Consider the following 20448-nt stretch of genomic DNA (forward strand, 5'->3'; position numbering starts at 1 on the left):
CCTCTTTCTTGGGTCGCTATTGTAGCTTTTCTGGCGGTAAAGCCCAAGGCGCTTGAGTTGGTGAGTTTTCCAGCCCAAGTTTCCACACTCGACCAAAATGCTTGTAGTGCCCTGCTTCCGTTCCCGCTCTCGCACCAATACCATGATACAGATCCAAATGGTTCTGTTTTACCGCACCACCAGTGTCTAAAACGATCAGCATTCGCAGTTGATGAGCACCGCTCCACGTACCATCCGCATTCAGCAATGGTACTTCCGCCAAGATTGGCGTACCCATTGGTAAGATAGAACGGTCACCCGCGACCGCGGCCATTGGCAACAAAGGAATACCAGCCGACCCCGTTACTGGCGCTTCCGCTTTTGGCGCAAAGAAGACGTAAGAAGGGTTTTGCTCCAACAACTCGCGTACTGTTGCGTCGTCGTTGTCCATTACCCACTCTTTAATCGCTTTGAGAGACATTTTTTCACGCGGCACTTCACCACGTTCAATCAAAATGCGGCCAATACTAACGTAAGCTTTATTATTTTTCCCTGCGTACGCGAAGTACTCCAACGTATCATCATCTTCAAAATGCACATAGCCACTGCCCTGCACTTCCATCATAAACGGGTCAATACGGTTAGGCGCATAACCTAGCACTAAACCTTGGCCATCTAATGCCCCGTTGTAGATCTCCGCACGAGTCGGACAATCTGATGAGCAGTTTGGCTTGCCATAAACTGGGTACTTAAAAATGTCGTTTGGTGTATGACGCAGCTCCATCACGGGAGAAAAGTATCCGGTAAACAGCACATTACCTTTTTTATCACCACCACCCAATTGCGCGGCTTGAATGCCAAACGCACTCAACGCACTGGTATCTCCGCTCTGTTGCGCCCACTCACTTAATCGTTGATATAGCGGTTGGTATATCTTCGCCATGGATGGTGACTTTATCACCACTTGCTCAGCTTGCTTGTTAAATTCAGTAAAATCGCGTGGTTTGTTAGACTCAACCACATCCACTTGATTGAGGATCTGAGGAAACTCACCATCAAGATATTGCTGAGCACGATCATTTTGTTGAGCACAGCCAAAGAGTAGGCTCAAAGAGATAATAGGAAGGAGTTTTTTTAACACGTGTCTTTTCCGTAAAAGAGAATAGCAAAAGGATGGCAAACAAACGCATACGGTGCAATTGAAAAGCAACGACAAAATGTTTCAACGCTAAGCCAATCCGTTTACTCGTTGTGAATTCATTCAGTTAATACAACATGATAGCAGCGGAAGAATTACGGAATTGTCCGGATTATGTTTGAAAGTAAGATTTACTGATTGAGAGATGAAATTGTGATCATCCATGTGACTCACAGACGCAAGAGATCTCTGCTTAACAGACAAAGATAAAAACGACTATCTTACCGCAATCCTTGCACGCCCCTCTAAACGGAATACAGGTAGATAATGTGCATTGGCATCCAGCTTCATTTCTGCATGCTGCTTACCCACAAAATTGAAGTGCCGCTCATTTGAACCCACTCGATACGAAAACGAATCCCCATCGAATTCAAAACTGGTCGCCACTGTAGAACCATTTACGGTAACACCGCGCTCACTCAACACAAATTCTTCACGAGCATAAGGCGCAACATCTTGCTCAACCCAGCGACCATAAATTGTCGATTTGGGAATGGGCGGATTAATGGTTCGAGTAATCAAATCACTATACAGCATGCACACGACAACGGTTCCAACTATCGCTATAAGCATGAGAGAACGCTCTAGCCACTTACGAAGCATTGATTTAGATGACGTTTTTGACAGATTTGAAGCAGTGATCGCAGCATTCTTATTAACAGCAGAAGACATGAGGTTCACGTATTGAGGAAAGACGCCACCATTGTAACCTTCCCTCTTAACGGGACCAAGAACCTACCTCAATATGTTTGTGCTTTATTCCAAAATTTCACCTTGCCACCAAGTGAATAAAAAGGCATTATTTTAACATAATTAAACAAAGGAATGGCTGTAGTGAAAATTCGTAGTACTGCTCTCGTAAAAGGATTCCGTCAATCAACACCTTATGTCAATGCTCACCGCGGAAAAACCATGGTGATCATGCTGGGCGGAGAAGCCGTCGCACACAAAAATTTTGGCAATATTATTAATGATATCGCCCTCATGCACAGCCTCGGAATCAAAGTCGTGGTGGTGTATGGTGCACGTCCTCAAATTAATCAGCAGCTAGAAAAACAAGACCTCACTACGCCTTACCACAAAAATATCCGCATTACGGATGAATCGGCTTTATCTGTTGTTATGCAAGCTGCCGGACAACTTCAACTTGCGATTACTGCGCGCCTATCAATGAGCCTCAACAACACTCCGATGGCAGGCACCCAGCTCAATGTCGTTAGCGGAAACTACATCATTGCTCAGCCACTCGGCGTTGATGATGGTGTGGACTATTGCCATAGTGGACGCATTCGCCGCATTGACACCGATGCTATCAACCGCACTCTTGATCAAGGTTCAATTGTTCTGCTAGGTCCCATTGCTAGCTCTGTGACTGGCGAGTGCTTTAACTTACTTTCTGAAGAAGTCGCCACCCAACTAGCGATAAAGCTGGGTGCGGATAAGCTGATTGGTTTTTGCTCCGAACAAGGTGTCATTGATGACAACGGCAATGCTGTCGCCGAGTTACTGCCAATTGAGGCGGAGCATGTCATCAAAACGCTCTCTGAAAATACGTCTCCTGATCTAGATTACAACACAGGAACACTGCGCTTTCTTAAAGGATCTATTGCAGCTTGCCGTGCCGGAGTACCTCGTAGCCACTTGATCAGTTATAAAGTAGATGGCGCCTTAATTCAGGAGTTGTTCTCTTTCGACGGTATCGGAACCCAAGTCGTTATGGCGAGCGCTGAACAAGTGAGGCAAGCTAATATTGACGATATTGGCGGTATCTTAGACCTCATTCGTCCTTTAGAAGAACAAGGTGTACTCGTTAGGCGCTCTCGAGAGCAGCTAGAGCAAGAGATTGGAAAATTTACCATCATCGAAAAAGACGGTTTGATTATTGGCTGTGCTGCCCTTTATCCATACCCAGAAGAGCGTAAAGCTGAGATGGCTTGCGTAGCGATTCACCCTGACTATCGTGATGGAAACCGAGGTTTGTTGCTGCTCAACTACATGAAACATCGTTCTAAATCCGAAACCATTGATCAAATTTTTGTCCTCACGACACACAGTTTGCATTGGTTTAGAGAGCAAGGATTCTACGAAGTTGGAGTCGATTACTTGCCAGGAGCCAAACAAGGGCTGTACAACTTTCAGCGTAAGTCCAAAATCTTAGCGTTAGACTTATAAACAAACTCAACATCATTAACAGATGCGTTCTGAATCCTCAATCCGAGGTTTGGAACGCCATGCTCCGACTCTCTCAATAATAAATCCATGAATCATAAGCAGTAATACCATTAATTTAGATATGCAAAGCATTACATTGATTTTAGTTCCATTTTTACCTTTTCAATATACACACTGTTGGCTATACTCTGCGCGCTAGTGATTGGTTTTTAACCAATGCAAATGGATCTAGGTGATGATACGTAGCCTTCACCCTAAAATGCTGGGCAGTCGATAACTAGTTAGCCCGCATTGCACACCAAGGACAGTTGTTAATCTGACTTTCAATAAGCCGAGACGAGCACTGTTATGAGAACAATCATTTGTAATTCGCTTCAAAGTTTCTGGGATATGGCTGACAATCAGTTTTTAGAAGGCCTAGATGTTCACTGTGTTTTTCCGGTGAATGACGCCATTCGAGACTTTATCCTTACTTACCAACAGCAATACAAAATACGCAGCGTGTCGTTTACCGATGCCTTTGCACAACGTACATAAAAGAAGACCGAGCCATAAGCTCGGTCTTCTTGTTTTAGTTAGTAAGCCGCTGTACTAGCCCACTCGCACGAGTCGTTTTCACCTTAATGCCTCGCTTCAGAACATTGAGCTCGGCATAAAGAGCTAAGCGCTTTTTCGCGCGGGTAATGCCTGTGTAAATCAACTCACGGGTTAATATCGGGCTAAAGTCTGGTGGCAAAATCATAAGGGTGTAATCAAATTCACTGCCTTGCGATTTATGGATGGTCATGGCGTAAGCCGTTTCATGTTCAGGTACTCGACTTGGCAAGACCGATTTCACACTGCCGTCAGGTAACTCGAAAAAGACTTTCAAACGAGGTTCTTCTTCAGTGTCATCTCGCATACAAATACCGATATCACCGTTATACAAACCTAAACCGTGATCATTACGCGTAACCATGACGGGTCTGCCGTGATACCAAATTTCATCCTGAACTTGAATGAACTTGCGCGCCGCGAGCGCTTTCTCGATGCGTTGGTTTAGCCCAGCCACACCAAAGTCACCTTCACGGATCGCGCACAGTAGCCGGCATTGGTTGAAAGTCTCTAACACTGCTTTGGCTTTGTGCGTTAGCGACTCTGGCTCTCCGGTTTTAGGATCAGTTTCCTGTTGTCCAATGCGTTTGAGGTAACGACCGTATTCCTGCACCAACGTCTGCATCATTTGGTTGTAATGTTGACTACTTAGGGCGAAATGTTCGATATCGGAAAAGTCACGCGCCCAGACGTTATCTACGCTCGCAGCAGAACCTGAGTTAACCGCTTTTGCCAACTGACCAATGCCTGAGCGAGCGTCAAATCGGTAGCTCTTTTGCAGCATACATAAACTATCAGCAATGCTAGATGCACTGTTACCTGTATGGGCTAAAGTATCGAAACCCGTCAGTTTTGCGATGGCTGACGCCTGCTCTTTGCCATAACCCAATGCATGGAACGAACAGATATCACCCAACACTGCCCCTGCTTCAACTGAGGCAAGTTGGTCTTTATCACCTAGCAAAATCAGCCGCGCATGTTTCGGTAAGGCATCGACCACTTTGTACATCATTGGCAAATCGACCATCGACGCTTCGTCGATAACCAAAATATCCAAATGCAGTGGATTTTGTTTGTTGTGACGAAATTCTGCGCTATTAGGAATCGCGCCCAGCAATCGATGCAAGGTGCTCGATTCAGTCGGAATTTTGGCTTTTAGCTCCGGAGAAACTGGCAGTTCTTGCACTGCTTTACCAATGGACTCGGTTAATCGCGCCGCCGCTTTCCCCGTCGGGGCCACCAGCTTGATGGTTAGATTTTTCTCGTGCGTCGCCTGTTCAATCAAAGCAGCAAGCAATTTGGTTACTGTCGTCGTTTTACCCGTACCAGGGCCACCAGAAATCACAGCAAATCGACGAGTTAACGCAACCGCCGCCGCGACTTTTTGCCAGTTCACACAAGCTGAAAGTGGCACCAGCTCATCCAGTTGCTGCAAATCCTGAACCTTGCGCGCATTGCTAAGCACGGAATCAATGGCGTGCCAATCCAACGATTCGCTTGCGACCACATCAAGGTGATCACACAACAATTGTTGACGCAACACTTGGTTGCTGCTTCCCGCTTCTACTGCTTTGCCCAACGCGTTAAACAGAAAATGGTATTGGCGTGCGAACAGATGGTTGAGCAACTCCGATAATCGCGCAAACTCTTGTGGTTGCAAGTTAACTGCGGCGCCCAACTGATTGAGCTTTTCCGCCAGTGTCACTTCATAATGCCAATAGCGGTGCAGATACAGACGCTCGCCATCGAACATCAGCGGCAAGGCTTCTCCTTGCGCGCCGACCACGGTGGAATTTTTTAATACTTGAATCCAGTCTATGCCTTGCAACTGTGTGTTGAGCGCCAATGCCGACTCACCAAACAGCCCTAGCTTACTGGCTAAATCCGTAGATTGCCCTTGTGCATCGAACAGAGACAGACAGATATGTCCTTTGCCAAGCTCACTACTGACAACACCCGCGATAAACGCCAATGCTTGACTGTCCGACTGTTCATCATGCGTTTGAGAATCAATAAAACAGGCGAATTGGTAGTCGAGCTGACGAATAGCACCTTTGTGCGCCAAGCGTTCCAGCACTACCAATAAACTATCTTGGCCAGAATGAAGATTGTGATTTGTCGTCATTAAAGTAGCTCCATCTGCCCGGCTTGAGTTGAGCGCGTTTCAAGTACTTGACCATCAATCAAACGATCCATCTCTTGTAAGAAGTCTAAGGTTGGTTTCGCAGCAAAAATGCCGTGGTCACTCTGCCCATCCATGCCGCGTAAGAACAAGTAATACACACCACCGAAGTGCTGCTCGTATTGATAATTCGCCAATCGGCTGCGTAGGAAACGATGCAGTGCTAACGCATAAATCTGGTACTGCAAATCGTAGCGGTGATCCGCCATGGCCGATTTCAGAGCCTCACCATGGTAGCTCGTTACATCGTCGCCAAGATGATTCGATTTCCAGTCAAGCACGTAGTATTTACCTTGATGTTCAAACACCAAGTCGATAAAACCTTTGAGCATGCCTTGCACGGTTTGGAAACCTAAATCCCCCGCTTTCGCCGACAACGGATCGTGACGTTGAATGACTCGGTTTAACGCCGGTGCAGACAAAACTTCAATCGGCAACAAAAATTCCATCTCCACCAAACGTTGCGACGGTGCTTTTTGATTCAGCAGCAAAGACTTACCATCCAACGGCGTTGCGAGTACGGTATCAATCAATTGCTGTAAAATGGGCAACCACTCTTCATCGAGCTGTTCGCTTTCCATCAAGCCAAGGATGATTTGTGTATTCTCTTCCGTCGTGGCTGGCTGAGTAAATTCAATTTCCTCAAACAGGCTGTGCAGGAACGTACCCGGACGCGCACCACGAGGGAAGGTAAAAATAGAGCGCTCTGGCTCCACCAAATCCGCTTCGTCTTGCTCTTCAGATGAGTCGATATCAAAACCCGTAATCTCAATCGTGGCATCATGCTCGGCGTGATGAGAGCCTTGCTTGACCAAGCCAGAATAACTGGTGATGCGCCAGTTTCTGTCGATAGGGTTTTGCAGCTCTTTCGCGCTAAGATCGTGTATTTCTTCTTGTGGTGCTACGTACTTCTCTTCGAGTTGCGGCGGCGGATCGGCCACAACGACACAATCAAGCTCGTCTTGTTGCTTTGTTAAACTTTGGTACAAATCGTTGATGCCACCTTCTTGACCATTTTGAATCAAATAGCCAATCGCACTGCGGTGTACGCCGGTTGGCTCTTTGGTCGAACGGCCATTGCGTAAAGGCGAGGCTCCAATAAAACACGCATACACAGCACGCGTTAGTGCCACGTATATCAAGCGTAAGTCTTCCGCCAAACGCTCTTTATCCGCTTGCTTCATGGACGCATCGTTGCCAGTGATATCCAGTACCGTGCGGTCATTGGCTGCATCGTAATATTTGGCTTCGCTGGCTTCTCGATAGCTGAACACAAACGGCAGAAATACGAGGTCATACTCCAAGCCTTTTGATTTGTGAATAGTTACGATCTGCACTAAGTTACGTTCCGATTCTAAACGTTGGATTTGGTCATCACTGCCACCCAAACCGTTTTCCGCATCACTGATGGACTGAGCGAGCCAACGCAGCAGACCGTGGTCGCTGTCCAGTTCATTACTGGCTTGTTGAAGCAGTTCACCGATGTGCATTAAATCGGTAAGTACTCGCTCACCATTTTCACCCTGTGAACTCGCACCTTCTTCTAGTAATCGCTCGGCAATATGGCGTTTGCTGATCACCGCGCGCAACATCGGCAGCACACCACGTTGAACCCAAAGTTTGCGATATTCTTTGAATTCGTTTACGGCGTTTTCCCACACAATTTCATCGTTATTAAGTGCATCCAAACTTGCTGCGTCGAGGGCAAACAGCTCAGAAGCAAGACTTGCACGCAGCGCACGGTCATTTTCTGGAGTCAGCACCGCTTGCAGCAAACGCTGTAAATCCTGCGCCACCGAACTGGTAAACACACTGTCTCGGTTAGACAGGTACACGCTGGCAATGCCTTTATCAGCCAACGCTTGTTTGATCATTCGACCTTCGCTACCTGTTCGAACCAATACCGCGATATCGCCCGCTTGAACCGCTTTCTGTTTTTCGCCATTCACCAGACACGCTTGCCCCTGTTGAGCCTGCGTCAAAATAGTTTGGATTTGGCTTGCGGTCGCCTCTGCCATTCGAGTCAAATACTCGCCTTTTGGTAGCGGTTTATCGTCCGCTTCTTGCAACCAATAAGTCAGCGCCGGTTGCTTTTGGCCACCCATAGTCCAAATGCGTTTTTCGGCATTGGGACTGTACTTAACGGGTAAGAACGGGATGTCCGAATCGTAGATAAATGGACTGTCTGGCAAAGCAAATACTTGGTTTACCGCCTGCACCATATCTGCGCTAGAACGCCAGTTGGTTCCCAACGTGTAGTGGGCACTTACTTGGTTACGCGCTTTGATATAGGTGAAAATGTCTGCGCCACGAAAGCCATAAATCGCCTGCTTGGGGTCACCGATCATAAACAAACCACATTCCGGGTTGTTCAGATAAATACGGCTGAAAATACTGTATTGAAGCGGGTCGGTATCTTGAAACTCGTCAATCATTGCGACAGGATACAAAGTACGAATACGCGCCGCTAAAAGCTCGCTTTCGTCCGTATCGATAGAAGCAGAAAGTTGCGTCAGCAAATCATCGAAAGAGAGCCACTGTTTTTGATTTTTCGCGTTGGCCAGCATCACACGACAATGCTCAATCGCATGAGCAAGCAGTGGCGCTTTTAAGCTGATTGGATTGGCAAGAAATGTTTCAATGGCTTCAAATACCGCATGCTGCGGCGCACTGCCTTTCGATGTTTTTTCCAACAAGACGTTTTGCGCGAATTTCTCCAGCTTGTCTGGATAATCGTAACCTGTGGTTTCCGTTGCTGCCCAAGCGTTTACCGCCTCCAACCACGTCGGCAGAGACTTTTTGGTGTAGCTGCGTTTGTTAATATCTGAATCTGAAATCAGCGTGAAGAAGTCATCTTGGCTTTCTCGCCACTGTGCTTTTAATTCATCAATTTTTTTCAGATTTTCAGTATGAAGATCTGCCAAACTGCCTTTCATTGCAGGAACAGAAAGGCTTAACGGCGCACCGGTTAAGTAATTGCTGATGTCAGACAACAACGCAGATGGAGAGCTCCATAGCTGGCGAATTTCCCCAGCCAAGGTAAATGGTAACGGGTAGAAATTGCGACGCCAGTAATCGGCTACAACTTGCGCTTTTAGGTGACTTTCATCGGTCACAAACTCGTTGTTAAATCGGCTGCCAGATTCAAACGCATTTTGCGTTAGCATACGTTGGCAAAAACCGTGAATGGTGTAGACCGCCGCCTCGTCCATCTGACGCTCTGCCTGCAATAAAATTTCTGCGGCTTGCTTGTGATCGTCAAACTCATTAAGCAAAGGTTGGATCACCGGATCGGAACTCTGTCCACGCGCAAACGCGATTCGCGCGTCATGGATCCTTGCCCTGATACGATCGCGTAATTCCGCAGTTGCCGCTTCGGTAAAGGTTACGACCAGAATTTGGTCGACTGTAAGCGGTACGCGATGTCGAGTTTCCTCGCAGCCGTGACCAAGCAAAAGGCGCAGATATAAACCTGCAATAGTGAAGGTTTTACCTGTACCTGCTGATGCCTCGATTAACCTCGCGCCATGCAGAGGAAACGTCATCGGTTCTAGTGGCGTTGGTTGAGGTTGCTCTGTGCGGTCTAACGTATGTAGAGGACACTCTGCACCTGACATTTGATCCATAACGCTGAATCTCTCCGGATTATTTACTAGGACGTATCACCTAATAAATGTGATCTATAGTTAAAAATTCTATTAATATGTTTAACAAGTTGGATCATTTAGAGCTTTGTGAGATCTTTCTCACGGTTATCCATAAGACGTACCGTTAGTATGCGCCCCACGAGATAAGCCAAACCTTTTTGGCGGCACAACTCAAATGAATTAAACAAAAGTATCATGGTCCCTCTGACCTTGTGGCCGTACAGCGAACGCCCTACAAAAAATAATGATTTTCTGGCGGCCACCCTACTCTTCCTTCTCTTTATCCAACTTTCTTTATCACGCTTTTACATCATCAGCGTCTTGAACCGCTAAGCGCGCACCTTGCAAAACTAATGCTGTCAGCAAACGAACTTCTGAGGCCAACTCATCATTCCAAGCAGGCCAAATTCGAGAGATGTACGCATTATTGCCTTCGCCCGGGCTCATGAAGCCATTATTGAATGCGTCAGCCATTTTCTTCAAAGATTTCTCTTCGTCATCGACCCACTGACCGCGGCTAAAGCCCGCTTCAACACAAGCCAACGCCGTTTTCGGGAAATAAGGCAAAGGCTTAGTCATGCCTTCGAAGAACAAGCGAACTAATTCAGTCAGTAGCTGTTTGGCATACTGCGCATCGGCAATTTCTGGGTAGATCAAATGCAGCGCGCCTTCTTTACGATCGTAACCAATGATGTGGGTTTTCTTAGCATGACCCGACGCCGACATGGCAAGGTGATCGATCCACGCAGCAAGGTAATCCTGAGCTCGAATCTTACCGCTTCGGTAGCGAATCAACCCAGATTGGTAACACTGGGTTAGCCAACCTGTCAGACGAACGTTTTTCTCTTCGCCTTCATTTCGCTCAAACAAGGAATCAAACGTCAGGTCGATTTCCAAATCGTCTTGAGGCGCACCAGATAAAAACGCCAGTTTATCCACCAGCTCTTCCGCCTGAACTCGGTTGGTTTCAAATTCGATATCACCAAACGCCCCCACCGGCAGTTTGCCTTGCGCGCGCTGTTGACTCATAAAGTGTTTAAGCACCTCTGCTTTTTTCTCTGGCTGCGTCAATGTCGTTTCAAGCAAGGTTTCTAACAGCTCATCACGCATTTGATAGCTTTCCAAACCACCTAAAACAAAGGGTTCGTCGTCTTCCATCACCGGCAGTGGCGGTTCAAAGATTACTTTTAAGCGACGATTGAAAAAATACTGCACCGGTAAGCGCCAGAAACGTTGCAACTCGACTAAGTCGAGCTCAAGTGGGAACGTCGCTCCTAACAGATAGTCGTCTAATGCCCGATTAAAATCACGACGAACATAGCCTTGCGATTGACTACTTTGAGTCAATGCCGCTGGAATCCACTCTTTCGCGTAGCTGGCGTGCATGCCTTGGAACGCACTTGGGCTAAACGGCACCATGGCGTGGGCATTCACCAACGCATTTAATAAGTTGTCGCCAGACTCATCAACGGGCAACGCTTCATCACCACTTAAACAATAGTTTTGGTGGCAGTATTCCATCAGCTCAGAAACCAGAACCGAAGGTACTCGCTCGGTGTTGTCTTGGATTGAACGGCCAACATAACTGATGTAGAGCGTTTGCTGTGCAGACAACATCGCTTCGAGGAATAGGTAACGGTCATCATCTCGGCGCGAACGGTCGCCCGGCTTGGTTCTTCCCGTCATCAAGTCAAAGCCTTCTGGCGGCATGGAGCGTGGGTACACGCCGTCATTCATCCCCAGTAGACAAACGGTTCTAAACGGAATAGAGCGCATCGGCATCAGGGTACAAAAGTTCACTTGACCAGCCAGGAAGCGCTGGCTGACTCGTGTGCCAGATAATTTGTTTTGAAGGTATTGGCTGATGATCGACGGCGACAACGCATCATCAAATGCGGCATCAGCTAATTGCTCTTTGAGTTGACTGAGCGTATCGCGAATGGATTTGAGCGCCATTTCGCCTTCTAACTCAACTGAGAAAAAGTCATCCAGCAGTGAAACCAAAGTCTCTCGCCAACCATCAATAGTCTGAACATGAGAAAGTTTGCTTCGATAAGTGCTAATTTGTTGGATAAAGTGTGCCAACTTGCCCGCAAGCTCTGCACCCATGCCTTGCACTTCGTTGTACGGAGATAAACTACCTTGCTCGGTTTCAAACAAGCCTGCGGATTCTGGCATCGCATAGCCGAGCAACATGCGTTGAATACCAAATTGCCACGTGTTTTGACGTGTTTCCGGCAGTTCAAATTCGCGTCCGGTATTGGCATCCAATCCCCAGCGAATCCCCGATTCCTCAACCCATTGTTTGGCTTGTAAGAAATCATCTTCGCTGAGTTCAAAACGCTTTAATATCGCCGGAGTTTCCAGAAGTTCGAGTAGTTCTGATGCCAAACAGCGCGTATTGGGTAAGTTCACCAACTGCATAAATGCGGCGAGAATTGGGCTCTCTTGATCGGCGGTTCGGTCAGAAATCGAATAGGGAATAAAACGCTCACCCGGTGCGTTACCAAAGACCGCCTGAATCGCAGGGCTGTAAGCGTTGATGTCCGCGACCATCACGATAATATCGCGCGGTTTTAACGTTGGGTCAGCATCGAACATCGCCAATAGTTGATCATGCAGCACTTCCACTTCACGCATCGGGCTGTGACAAGCGTGTAGGCTCAGTGATTTATCACCCAAGCTAACCACTTGTTTGTGACGACTGTTTTCAATCTGTTGGTCATCTTGATGTTCTTCAAGATTGAGAATATCCGCTTGCAATTGATGGAGCAGACTGTCGCGCTCAACATCAACAAACGCTTCAATTTCATGAGACTCCAGCTGAGACAACAGATACATATTGTCACGCCCGAGTTTACCCATGGACGCCAACAGGCTGTTGCCGACCACATCGGTGTGCAGCTCATCGATCACATTATCTTCCAATGAGCCTTTCAGTTGCTCAGTTTCACCTTGCACTTCCGAGTGATCGTCCTGCCACACAACGTGCTGACGATGTTTCGCCGCCAAACGAGCCAGATACTTGCGATCTCGAACTTCACCCCAGTAATAACGACACGGGTTGGTGAACATCAGATGCACATCGATATGCTCACCAATTGCTTTTAGCGCATCCATATAGCGAGGCGGTAACGAAGAAATGCCAAAAACAAACAAACGCTTGGGTAAATGGTCAAAATTGCCGTTAAAACTCGCTAACGTGTCGATAAAGTGCTCATAAAGGTTGGCACGGTGATAAGGAGACTGCCCTAATGACACTGTGTGATCGTACAACGCTTGCCATAAGATCGGCTGCCACGGATGCTCATCTTCCAGCTCTGGCACACTCTGCCCAGCTTCCCAACTTGCGATCCATTCCGGACGATACACCAAGTAACCATCGAAAATATCGGCAATTTTCTCAGCCAGTTGATACAGCTTAGAGTGGTCACTGTCATCTTTGAGGTACTGCGCTAACGGCGAAAACACCTCTTGGTTGAGAAGCCCCGGCAGCAGATGCATCAACTTCCACGTCATCGCTTCTTTGTTAAACGCACTGCGTTTTGGCACGTCTGGCAACACCTGCGTAAACATTTCCCAAATGAAGGTAGCAGGGAGCGGAAAATCAATGTTCGCGGCAACACCAAACTCTTTGGCCAATTCCATTTTTAGCCACTGGGACATGCCCGGACTTTGAACCAGAATTTGTTCTTTTTCGAACGGGTTTTCCAGCGGACTGATTCGAATCAGTTCGACAAGGAGTGATTTAAGAACGTCAACTTGGTTGGAGTGATAAACAGTAAACAAATTGGGAATACCGAGCGCCGATTGAAACTGTTAGCTAGCTTAGCACAGCCCTATTTAAACCCGCAGTGATCTCGTGTTCTGAAAAAAGTAAAAGGTTACATATCGCTCAAAATGGACAGAAAACATCACCTTTTCAAGGCGTAAGCAAAATCTTACACAGCCATACAAAATGTGACACTACTCGCAACTATTCCATAATAAAAACACTGTTTTATACTCCTCTACCCATAATTTATAAACAAACAAAAAGTATGTTTCGCAAACTGTCTTCCAACAGCGCTTGGCTGATTGCTTTTTTTGCTTGCTTTGCAGTGTACCTGTCGATCGCTTGTTATCCTTTTGTGTTGTCTAACAATCAAAATGAACCGCTAACCTTGTTGCAAGGTTACTATTTGGTTTCGACTCAATATGGCTGGCTGGGCTTGATCGCTCTTCCATTTATGTTGTTGAGTTTATTGCTCTCTTTTCTACCGACTCGAGCATTCAAAGGTATCGTGATCGCTATCGCGATCTGTCTATTGATCATGTTTAAAGTCGATATCCTCGTTTTTCAGCAATACAAACTTCACATCAACGCCCTATTAATCCGTATGTTTTTCGAAGGTGGCGGTGATGTCTTCGATATTTCGTGGATGAGTTGGCTAATCTTCATCAGTGAAATTGCCATTCTGGTGATCGGGCTCGCTTGTACCGTTTGGGTAAGTAATCAACTGTCAGAAAGCCGAGCTAAGTTCGTTTTGATCAGCGTTTGGTTTGCTGTATTGCTTAGCACGCAGATGATTCATGCGTACAAAAACGCCCTTTACGACGATGAAGTCAGTCAGTTTTCGAATAACTGGCCACTTTACTACCCGCTGACGGCTCGTAAATTTATTTACAAACACGACCTAGTGGATGAGAACATTGCATCTAAGAACCGCGTAGAGTTAACCAACATTGAACGTAGCTCACTCAACTACCCGCTTGCGCCGATTCAAGTGCAAAGCAAAGAGAAACAGCCCAATGTCTTGTTTATCTTGGTTGATGCGTGGCGCTACAGTGATGCGACGCCGGAAGTCATGCCAAATGTCATTAAGTTCGCTGAAAAGACAGTGAATTTCACACAACATATGAGCGGCGGCAACTCAACTCAAGCGGGTATTTTCAGCCTGTTTTACAGCTTGCCCGCAACCTACTGGGAAAGCTTTTACGCAAGCCAACGCTCTCCTGTGTTTATGGATACGCTGCAAGCAGAAGGCTACCGCATGGGCATTTTTGGCTCGGCACCGCTCACCAGCCCGCCACTTTCTCGCACGGTATTCAAAAAAGTGTCGGACTTGACCCTGAAACAAACTGGGGAAACAGCAGTCGAGCGCGATCAGCAGATAACAGACAAGTTCATCGAGTTCCAAAAGCAGGACAGCGACAAACCGTACTTTGGTTTTCTGTTCTACGATGCCGCCCACGGTACGGTGTTTCCCGAGCCTGAATTTGCGAAATTCAAACCATACTGGGAACGCGTTGACCACATTTTGCTCAACAACGATTTTGACGCTTCGCTTTACCACAATCGATACAAGAACTCGTTGTACTACATCGATAGCTTGATTGGTGATGTGCTGAAAAACGTCGACTTAGACAACACCATTGTGGTGATTTCATCTGATCATGGTGAAGAGTTTAACGACCATAAGATGAACTATTGGGGCCACACGGGTAACTACAGTGACGTTCAAGTACATGTGCCTCTTTACGTGTACATGCCAAATCGTCAGCCAGAGCAAGTTGATTACCGCACGACCCATTTTGACGTCGTGCCAACCATGATGAATACGCTGTTTGACGTTCAAGGCACAACGAGTTCATACAGCGTTGGTCATAACTTGTTTGATAGCTCTGCCTCTCGCGATTGGTATATTGCAGGCAGCTACTACAACTATGCATTGGTCGGCAAAGAACTGATGCTTGTGGTCAATCCTGGCGGGCACTCTCAGCAACTGAATCGCCAGTTAAAAGTCGAGAAAGAACAGAAAGTTCCTGTCGATATCATTCGTCATTCTCTGGATGAGATGTCGCGATTTTACAAAAAAGGCTAGTGTCCAACATCGACGCCGATTGAAATAAAAAAGCCTCTTGGTTGTAAGACCAAGAGGCTTTTTCCTATCTGCTATTTAAGCGTGATGAGCGTGCATCAAGCGTGGTTGAATCAACAAGTTGTTGATGTATTGTAAGGCCACATAAGAGACAACAAATGTTGCCACAATCAACTCAAGACCAGCTAAGCCGCGCACTTGTTGAACATAGTGCGCAGCCAATCCTTGCAACTCCATCCAATTCGCCATTTTAAACAGAGCCGTCGCACCGATCACCATCGGGAAGGTAAACGCTGCATAGCCAGGGCTGAATGGCAGTCTAAGCAATTTAAAGAACGCGAGATATATGATGGCTGTCATCAATACCGCGATACCAAATAGCATAGCGATGATCACTGGTGATGGTGTCGCAGTGACCGTTAAGTACCCTGCCAATGATAGACTTGCTGGCGCTGCCATGATTGCCATTGTTGGTTTCGCTGCATCCGGAATTTCATGGGTGAACATGAAACGGTAAATCATCATCGGCAACATGATCGCGTACGCCACCATACCAAACATCAATGCACCTTGTGCCACTGGTGCTAGCATCGGGTTGCCAGAGAAAGACACATCCGCAACGATGATACCCACAGGCGGTACAAACCAACTAGGAACCATGTGGTGCAATTCAAAATCTTTGGCGCGATGGTAAACAAAGCTCACCAAGAATACGATGTGCAAAACCACCGCAATCAGCCAAAGCGCATCGCCAGCTAATGGGTAAAAATGGCCGAGAGAGTTCGATACCACCATAGTGCCCATCGCAAATGTCGGAACCACGCTGCCCACAACCGGATGAGCAAGATCTTGTCTCAATAGATGATTATGTAGCAAAAACTTGGTTGCCAATATAGCCAACAATATGCTCGCGATACCCGCACTAATCCACTGTCCGTAGCCATGTAATTCGGCGAAGTTTTCCCAACTCCAGCCCAAGCTTGCAATACCAAGAGCCAAACCCGCCATTGGAGTTGGTGCTCCCATTACTTTTGCTTTTGTTCTTTGAATCATGATGACCTCAACCAGACTCACTCTTTATGGAGCGTATAATACGCTTGCACTTCGTTCCGATATATCTAATTATTTAAAACAAACGTTCAAAATTACTTAACGGTGGGGTATGGCAAGTCACATTTCTCTTAAACAACTGAAAGTGTTTACGACGATCACGCAGCACAAAACGCTCACAGCAGCTTCTGATAGTCTCTTTTTATCAAAAGCCGCTGTGAGCATGGCACTCTCAGAATTAGAAAAGCAGATCGGCCATCACTTGTTTGATCGTGTTAATAACCGACTGATTTTGAACCAAGAAGGTCAAAAGCTACTGCCACTGGCGGATGAATTACTCAACCGAGCCAAGGACATCGAGAGCATTTTCGATGGTGACCAAGCGCTATCGGGCCAACTTCGCATTGGTGCCAGCGACACCATTGGCAACCAAGTCGCGCCCTATTTGCTTAGCGAATTTCGTCAGCAAACGAACCATCGTTCTCAAAGCCTGTTCATTTCTAACTCCGCACAAATCTGCGACATGCTGACCGATTACGAGTTAGACATAGCCCTCATTGAAGGCAAAACACTTCACCCTGAATTGCAGTCTACCCAGTTTAGCGAAGATGAAATGTGCGTGATTTGCGCGACCAATTCCCCAGCCGCGCACGAAGGGCCAGTAAACTTAACCGAGCTAGAAAACAGTGAATGGATATTGCGAGAGGCAGGCTCTGGTTCACGCGAATTTTTTATGCGCGTTGTCGCGCCGCGCTTGGAACATTGGCATGAAGCTTTTCAGCTCAATACCACCGAAGCGCTGATCAACTCAGTATCGGCAGGGTTAGGCTTAGGTTGCTTGTCACGTTTGTCTGCAGAACCTGCTATTCGTGACGGCCGCGTAAAACTGCTCGACATGCCTTTAGATATGAAACGTCGCTTCTGGTTACTGGTTCATAAAGAGAAATATCAAAGCCCATTGCTCAAAACGTTTATCGAATTTTGCCAAGATTGGGAGCGACCAACAAACCTTCCTTTGGCGGACAAATCCGCAAAGTGAAACCAAGATAGTTTAAATGCTAGTCAGTTAGTTGTACGTGTCTCTCATTCTGAGGCTTGTCGCTAGACTTGATTGGTCAAAAACTGTATAAAAAGCCAGTATCAATACACCAAATTAGGGGACCAACCATGGCTGTAATCGTCAAGTACGTGGTAGAACGCAATGGAGAAGAGAAAATGACTTTTACCTCTAAAGCGGAAGCTGACGCATACGACAAAATGCTGGATATGGCAGACGAGTTATTCTCACTGCTGGGTAAAAGTGAACTTCTAGAAGACGAAGGTAAGCAAGAAGATCTTGCAATGTTCCTTGCGCAAAACAAAGAAGAAGTGCTTTACGCTCTTGGTGCAAAACGTAAACCTGCACCAAAAAAAGCAAAGAAGCTTGAAGCTGTTGAAGAAGATAGCGAGCAAGAAGACGCTGCATAAGCCTCTTATTTGTTTAGAAAAAACGTCGCATTATGCGGCGTTTTTTTATTCCTTCCGTTTATCTCCATATATCTCTGAGAATATAAAGAACCGATTTAATATCCCAAATTGCTCTAAATTTCATGTTGCGGATTAGTGTGACTTAGATCTAGTCTAAATGGGTCCGGTGATGGGGTGCCACCGGAATCGAAAGATTCGAACCGCTGTTAAAGCTAATGACTCCTACAGAAACGAAAACAGGTCAGCCCTGTTGGAAGTGCTTTCGCTTATGTTGTGAAAGCGAGAGTTCTGTAGTGAGCAATTCAACTCTTCTCCAACCCCGCTCCTGTTTTCTCAAAAATTAAAAAGATATCCAAAATAGTTGTTAACTCAACAAGGCGACAAACGCATGAACCTCCTGAACATAGTTTTCTATTTGATGGAGCGAATAAGAGCAGTCAACGCCGTTGAGACTGACAAATAGGCTGGATATCGTACACTGGGAAAACATTATGCAATATTCACACGAAATCCAATCAATGTGCCCGATTCAACGCGGCGAGCTTCATGCATCTGCACCGATCCCTGTTGAAGGCGCAATGATCAATCCAAAAGACGTTATCGCGATTTCTGGTCTTAGCCACGGAGTTGGCGCTTGTGCTCCTCAACAAGGCGCAGCAAAACTGACCCTTAACGTCAAAAACGGCATCATCGAAGAAGCTTTGATCGAAACGATCGGCTGTTCAGGCATGACTCAATCAGCAGCGATGGCCGCAGAAATCCTAACAGGCAAAACCATTCTTGAAGCACTGAATACCGACTTGGTATGTGATGCTATTAACGTCGCGATGCGCGAAATCTTCCTTCAATTTGTTTACGGTCGTACGCAATCTGCTTTCTCTGAAGGCGGCTTAGAAATTGGTGCGGCATTGGAAGATCTTGGTCAAACTCAACGCAGCCAAGTGGGTACTAGCTACTCAACCAAAGCAAAAGGCGTGCGTTACATGGAGTTGGCTGAAGGCTATGTAACAAAACTCGCGCTAGACGAAAACAAAGAAGTGATTGGTTACCAATATCTCAACCTCGGCAAGATGATGAAAGCCATCAACGAAGGCGTATCTGCTGCAGAAGCCGCAGACAAAGCGACGGGGACTTACGGTCGTTTTGACGAAGCCGTAACTACCATCAACCCACGCCAACAATAATTGCCACCAAGAGGAAAGAGATTATGAACACTCCAATTACTGAATCTGTACGTCGCACATTAGACGAAATGCAACTTTCTTCTCTGGAAGAGGCTTACCAATACTGTATGGATCGTGGTATCGACCCTAAAGCACTAGTGATGGACACTCAACCTATCGCGTTTGAAAGCGCTGCCGATGCCTACACGCTAGGCACTGCTTTGGCGATTTTCCGCGTAGCAAAAACAGCTGAAGAAGCTGCAAACATCATCGGTGAAGGCCTTCAAGCCTGCACAAAACCAGGCAGCGTCGCAGAACAACGCCGAGTGGGTATCGGTCACGGTGCATTGGCGGCTCGTCTATTGAATGAAGAAAGTGGCTGTTTCGCTTTCCTTGCGGGCCATGAGTCATTCGCAGCGGCAGAAGGCGCTATCAAAATCGCATTGAACGTGAACAAGTCACGAAAAAATCCGTTGAAAGTTATCCTAAATGGCTTGGGTAAAGACGCCGCTTACCTAATCTCACGCATCAATGGTTTCACTTACGTACGCACTCAGTACAACTACCAAACTGGTGAGTTAGTGGAAGTAGAACGTCGCCGTTTCTCCCAAGGTCCACGTGGTGAGATCCTTTGCTACGGTGCAGACGATGTACGTGAAGGCGTGGCTATTATGCATAAAGAACAAGTGGACGTGAGTATCACTGGTAACTCGACTAACCCGACTCGCTTCCAGCACCCAGTTGCCGGTATCTACAAAGCAGAGCGTAACCGTGAAGGCATGCCTTACTTCTCTGTGGCATCAGGCGGTGGTACTGGTCGTACTCTACACCCAGATAACGTGGCGGCAGGCCCTGCCTCTTACGGCATGACAGACACTATGGGTCGCATGCACGCCGATGCGCAATTCGCGGGTAGCTCTTCAGTACCAGCACACGTAGCGATGATGGGCTTTATCGGTATGGGCAACAATCCAATGGTAGGTGCAACTGTTGCACTTGCTGTGGAGGTCGGTGAGCTAAGCCTCTAAGTCGATTTATCGCTTTACTATCCAAAGCCAGTAAATCCAACAAACCCAGTGTAGGGGGAGTGACTTCGGTCCTCCCCTTATTTTTTGCTATGCCCCCTTCTCCAACT

The 20448-nt window shown here is 46.8% G+C and carries 13 protein-coding genes and 1 riboswitch; of the genes, 7 read left to right on the forward strand and 6 right to left on the reverse strand.

Annotated elements, in window-relative coordinates:
* Positions 1–16: 16 nt before the first annotated feature.
* Positions 17–1120: a murein transglycosylase A gene (mltA, locus tag N646_RS07130; protein WP_005391723.1), complete on the reverse strand. Its 1104-nt coding sequence runs from the start codon at positions 1118–1120 to the stop codon at positions 17–19.
* A 273-nt stretch (positions 1121–1393) separates the two neighbouring features.
* Positions 1394–1849, reverse strand: a complete 456-nt coding sequence (locus N646_RS07135) for a DUF2850 domain-containing protein (RefSeq protein WP_005380234.1) — start codon at positions 1847–1849, stop codon at positions 1394–1396.
* A 162-nt stretch (positions 1850–2011) separates the two neighbouring features.
* Between N646_RS07135 and argA the strand changes: the two genes are divergently transcribed.
* Both argA and N646_RS07145 read left to right on the forward strand, forming a co-directional pair.
* Positions 2012–3349, forward strand: a complete 1338-nt coding sequence (argA, locus tag N646_RS07140; RefSeq protein ID WP_017820779.1) for an amino-acid N-acetyltransferase — start codon at positions 2012–2014, stop codon at positions 3347–3349.
* A gap of 348 nt (positions 3350–3697) precedes the next feature.
* Positions 3698–3886 (forward strand): hypothetical protein, encoded by a 189-nt coding sequence (locus tag N646_RS07145; protein WP_011106047.1) that lies wholly within the window; start codon positions 3698–3700, stop codon positions 3884–3886.
* A 34-nt stretch (positions 3887–3920) separates the two neighbouring features.
* Here the strand turns inward: N646_RS07145 and recD are convergent, their stop codons facing one another.
* From recD to recC, 3 genes are all read right to left on the reverse strand, one after another.
* A complete protein-coding gene (recD, locus tag N646_RS07150; protein ID WP_017820780.1) occupies positions 3921–6068 on the reverse strand; it encodes an exodeoxyribonuclease V subunit alpha in 2148 nt (715 codons plus the stop codon).
* The gene (gene recB, locus N646_RS07155; RefSeq protein ID WP_049812042.1) at positions 6068–9742 is read right to left on the reverse strand and encodes an exodeoxyribonuclease V subunit beta; all 3675 of its coding nucleotides are present in this window, start codon (positions 9740–9742) and stop codon (positions 6068–6070) included. The genes recD and recB overlap by 1 nt, the downstream gene beginning before the upstream one ends.
* A gap of 327 nt (positions 9743–10069) precedes the next feature.
* The gene (gene recC, locus N646_RS07165) at positions 10070–13561 is read right to left on the reverse strand and encodes an exodeoxyribonuclease V subunit gamma (protein WP_017820782.1); all 3492 of its coding nucleotides are present in this window, start codon (positions 13559–13561) and stop codon (positions 10070–10072) included.
* 251 nt (positions 13562–13812) lie between these two features.
* On the opposite strand from recC, the gene N646_RS07170 reads away from it, so the two are divergent.
* Positions 13813–15636, forward strand: coding sequence for a DUF3413 domain-containing protein (locus tag N646_RS07170; RefSeq protein WP_017820783.1), 1824 nt, complete (start codon positions 13813–13815; stop codon positions 15634–15636).
* 75 nt (positions 15637–15711) lie between these two features.
* Here the strand turns inward: N646_RS07170 and N646_RS07175 are convergent, their stop codons facing one another.
* Complete coding sequence (locus tag N646_RS07175; RefSeq protein ID WP_017636010.1) at positions 15712–16686, reverse strand: TDT family transporter; 975 nt, start codon at positions 16684–16686, stop codon at positions 15712–15714.
* 109 nt (positions 16687–16795) lie between these two features.
* On the opposite strand from N646_RS07175, the gene N646_RS07180 reads away from it, so the two are divergent.
* The 4 genes from N646_RS07180 to N646_RS07195 all read left to right on the forward strand — a co-directional run bounded on the left by N646_RS07180 (position 16796) and on the right by N646_RS07195 (position 20341).
* On the forward strand, positions 16796–17722 hold the full coding sequence (locus N646_RS07180) for a LysR substrate-binding domain-containing protein (RefSeq protein ID WP_017820784.1): 927 nt from the start codon (positions 16796–16798) through the stop codon (positions 17720–17722).
* A 128-nt stretch (positions 17723–17850) separates the two neighbouring features.
* Positions 17851–18150, forward strand: a complete 300-nt coding sequence (locus tag N646_RS07185; protein WP_005380208.1) for a YebG family protein — start codon at positions 17851–17853, stop codon at positions 18148–18150.
* A gap of 156 nt (positions 18151–18306) precedes the next feature.
* A riboswitch (Fluoride riboswitch) is annotated at positions 18307–18382 on the forward strand.
* 259 nt (positions 18383–18641) lie between these two features.
* Entirely contained in the window at positions 18642–19334 is a 693-nt protein-coding gene (locus tag N646_RS07190) for an iron-sulfur cluster assembly scaffold protein (RefSeq protein ID WP_005391710.1), read from the forward strand.
* A gap of 23 nt (positions 19335–19357) precedes the next feature.
* On the forward strand, positions 19358–20341 hold the full coding sequence (locus N646_RS07195; protein WP_017820785.1) for a GGGtGRT protein: 984 nt from the start codon (positions 19358–19360) through the stop codon (positions 20339–20341).
* Positions 20342–20448 lie beyond the last annotated feature (107 nt).

The sequence above is a fragment of the Vibrio alginolyticus NBRC 15630 = ATCC 17749 genome, from assembly GCF_000354175.2.
Taxonomy (GTDB): domain Bacteria; phylum Pseudomonadota; class Gammaproteobacteria; order Enterobacterales; family Vibrionaceae; genus Vibrio; species Vibrio alginolyticus.

Bases quoted from the DNA above. Each gene is read 5' to 3' on its own strand.
- N646_RS07135 (WP_005380234.1), bottom strand. From the start codon at position 1,849: ATGTCTTCTGCTGTTAATAAGAATGCTGCGATCACTGCTTCAAATCTG.
- N646_RS07145 (WP_011106047.1), top strand. From the start codon at position 3,698: ATGAGAACAATCATTTGTAATTCGCTTCAAAGTTTCTGGGATATGGCT.
- recD (WP_017820780.1), bottom strand. From the start codon at position 6,068: ATGACGACAAATCACAATCTTCATTCTGGCCAAGATAGTTTATTGGTA.
- recB (WP_049812042.1), bottom strand. From the start codon at position 9,742: ATGTCAGGTGCAGAGTGTCCTCTACATACGTTAGACCGCACAGAGCAA.
- N646_RS07170 (WP_017820783.1), top strand. From the start codon at position 13,813: ATGTTTCGCAAACTGTCTTCCAACAGCGCTTGGCTGATTGCTTTTTTT.
- N646_RS07175 (WP_017636010.1), bottom strand. From the start codon at position 16,686: ATGATTCAAAGAACAAAAGCAAAAGTAATGGGAGCACCAACTCCAATG.
- N646_RS07180 (WP_017820784.1), top strand. From the start codon at position 16,796: ATGGCAAGTCACATTTCTCTTAAACAACTGAAAGTGTTTACGACGATC.
- N646_RS07185 (WP_005380208.1), top strand. From the start codon at position 17,851: ATGGCTGTAATCGTCAAGTACGTGGTAGAACGCAATGGAGAAGAGAAA.
- N646_RS07190 (WP_005391710.1), top strand. From the start codon at position 18,642: ATGCAATATTCACACGAAATCCAATCAATGTGCCCGATTCAACGCGGC.
- N646_RS07195 (WP_017820785.1), top strand. From the start codon at position 19,358: ATGAACACTCCAATTACTGAATCTGTACGTCGCACATTAGACGAAATG.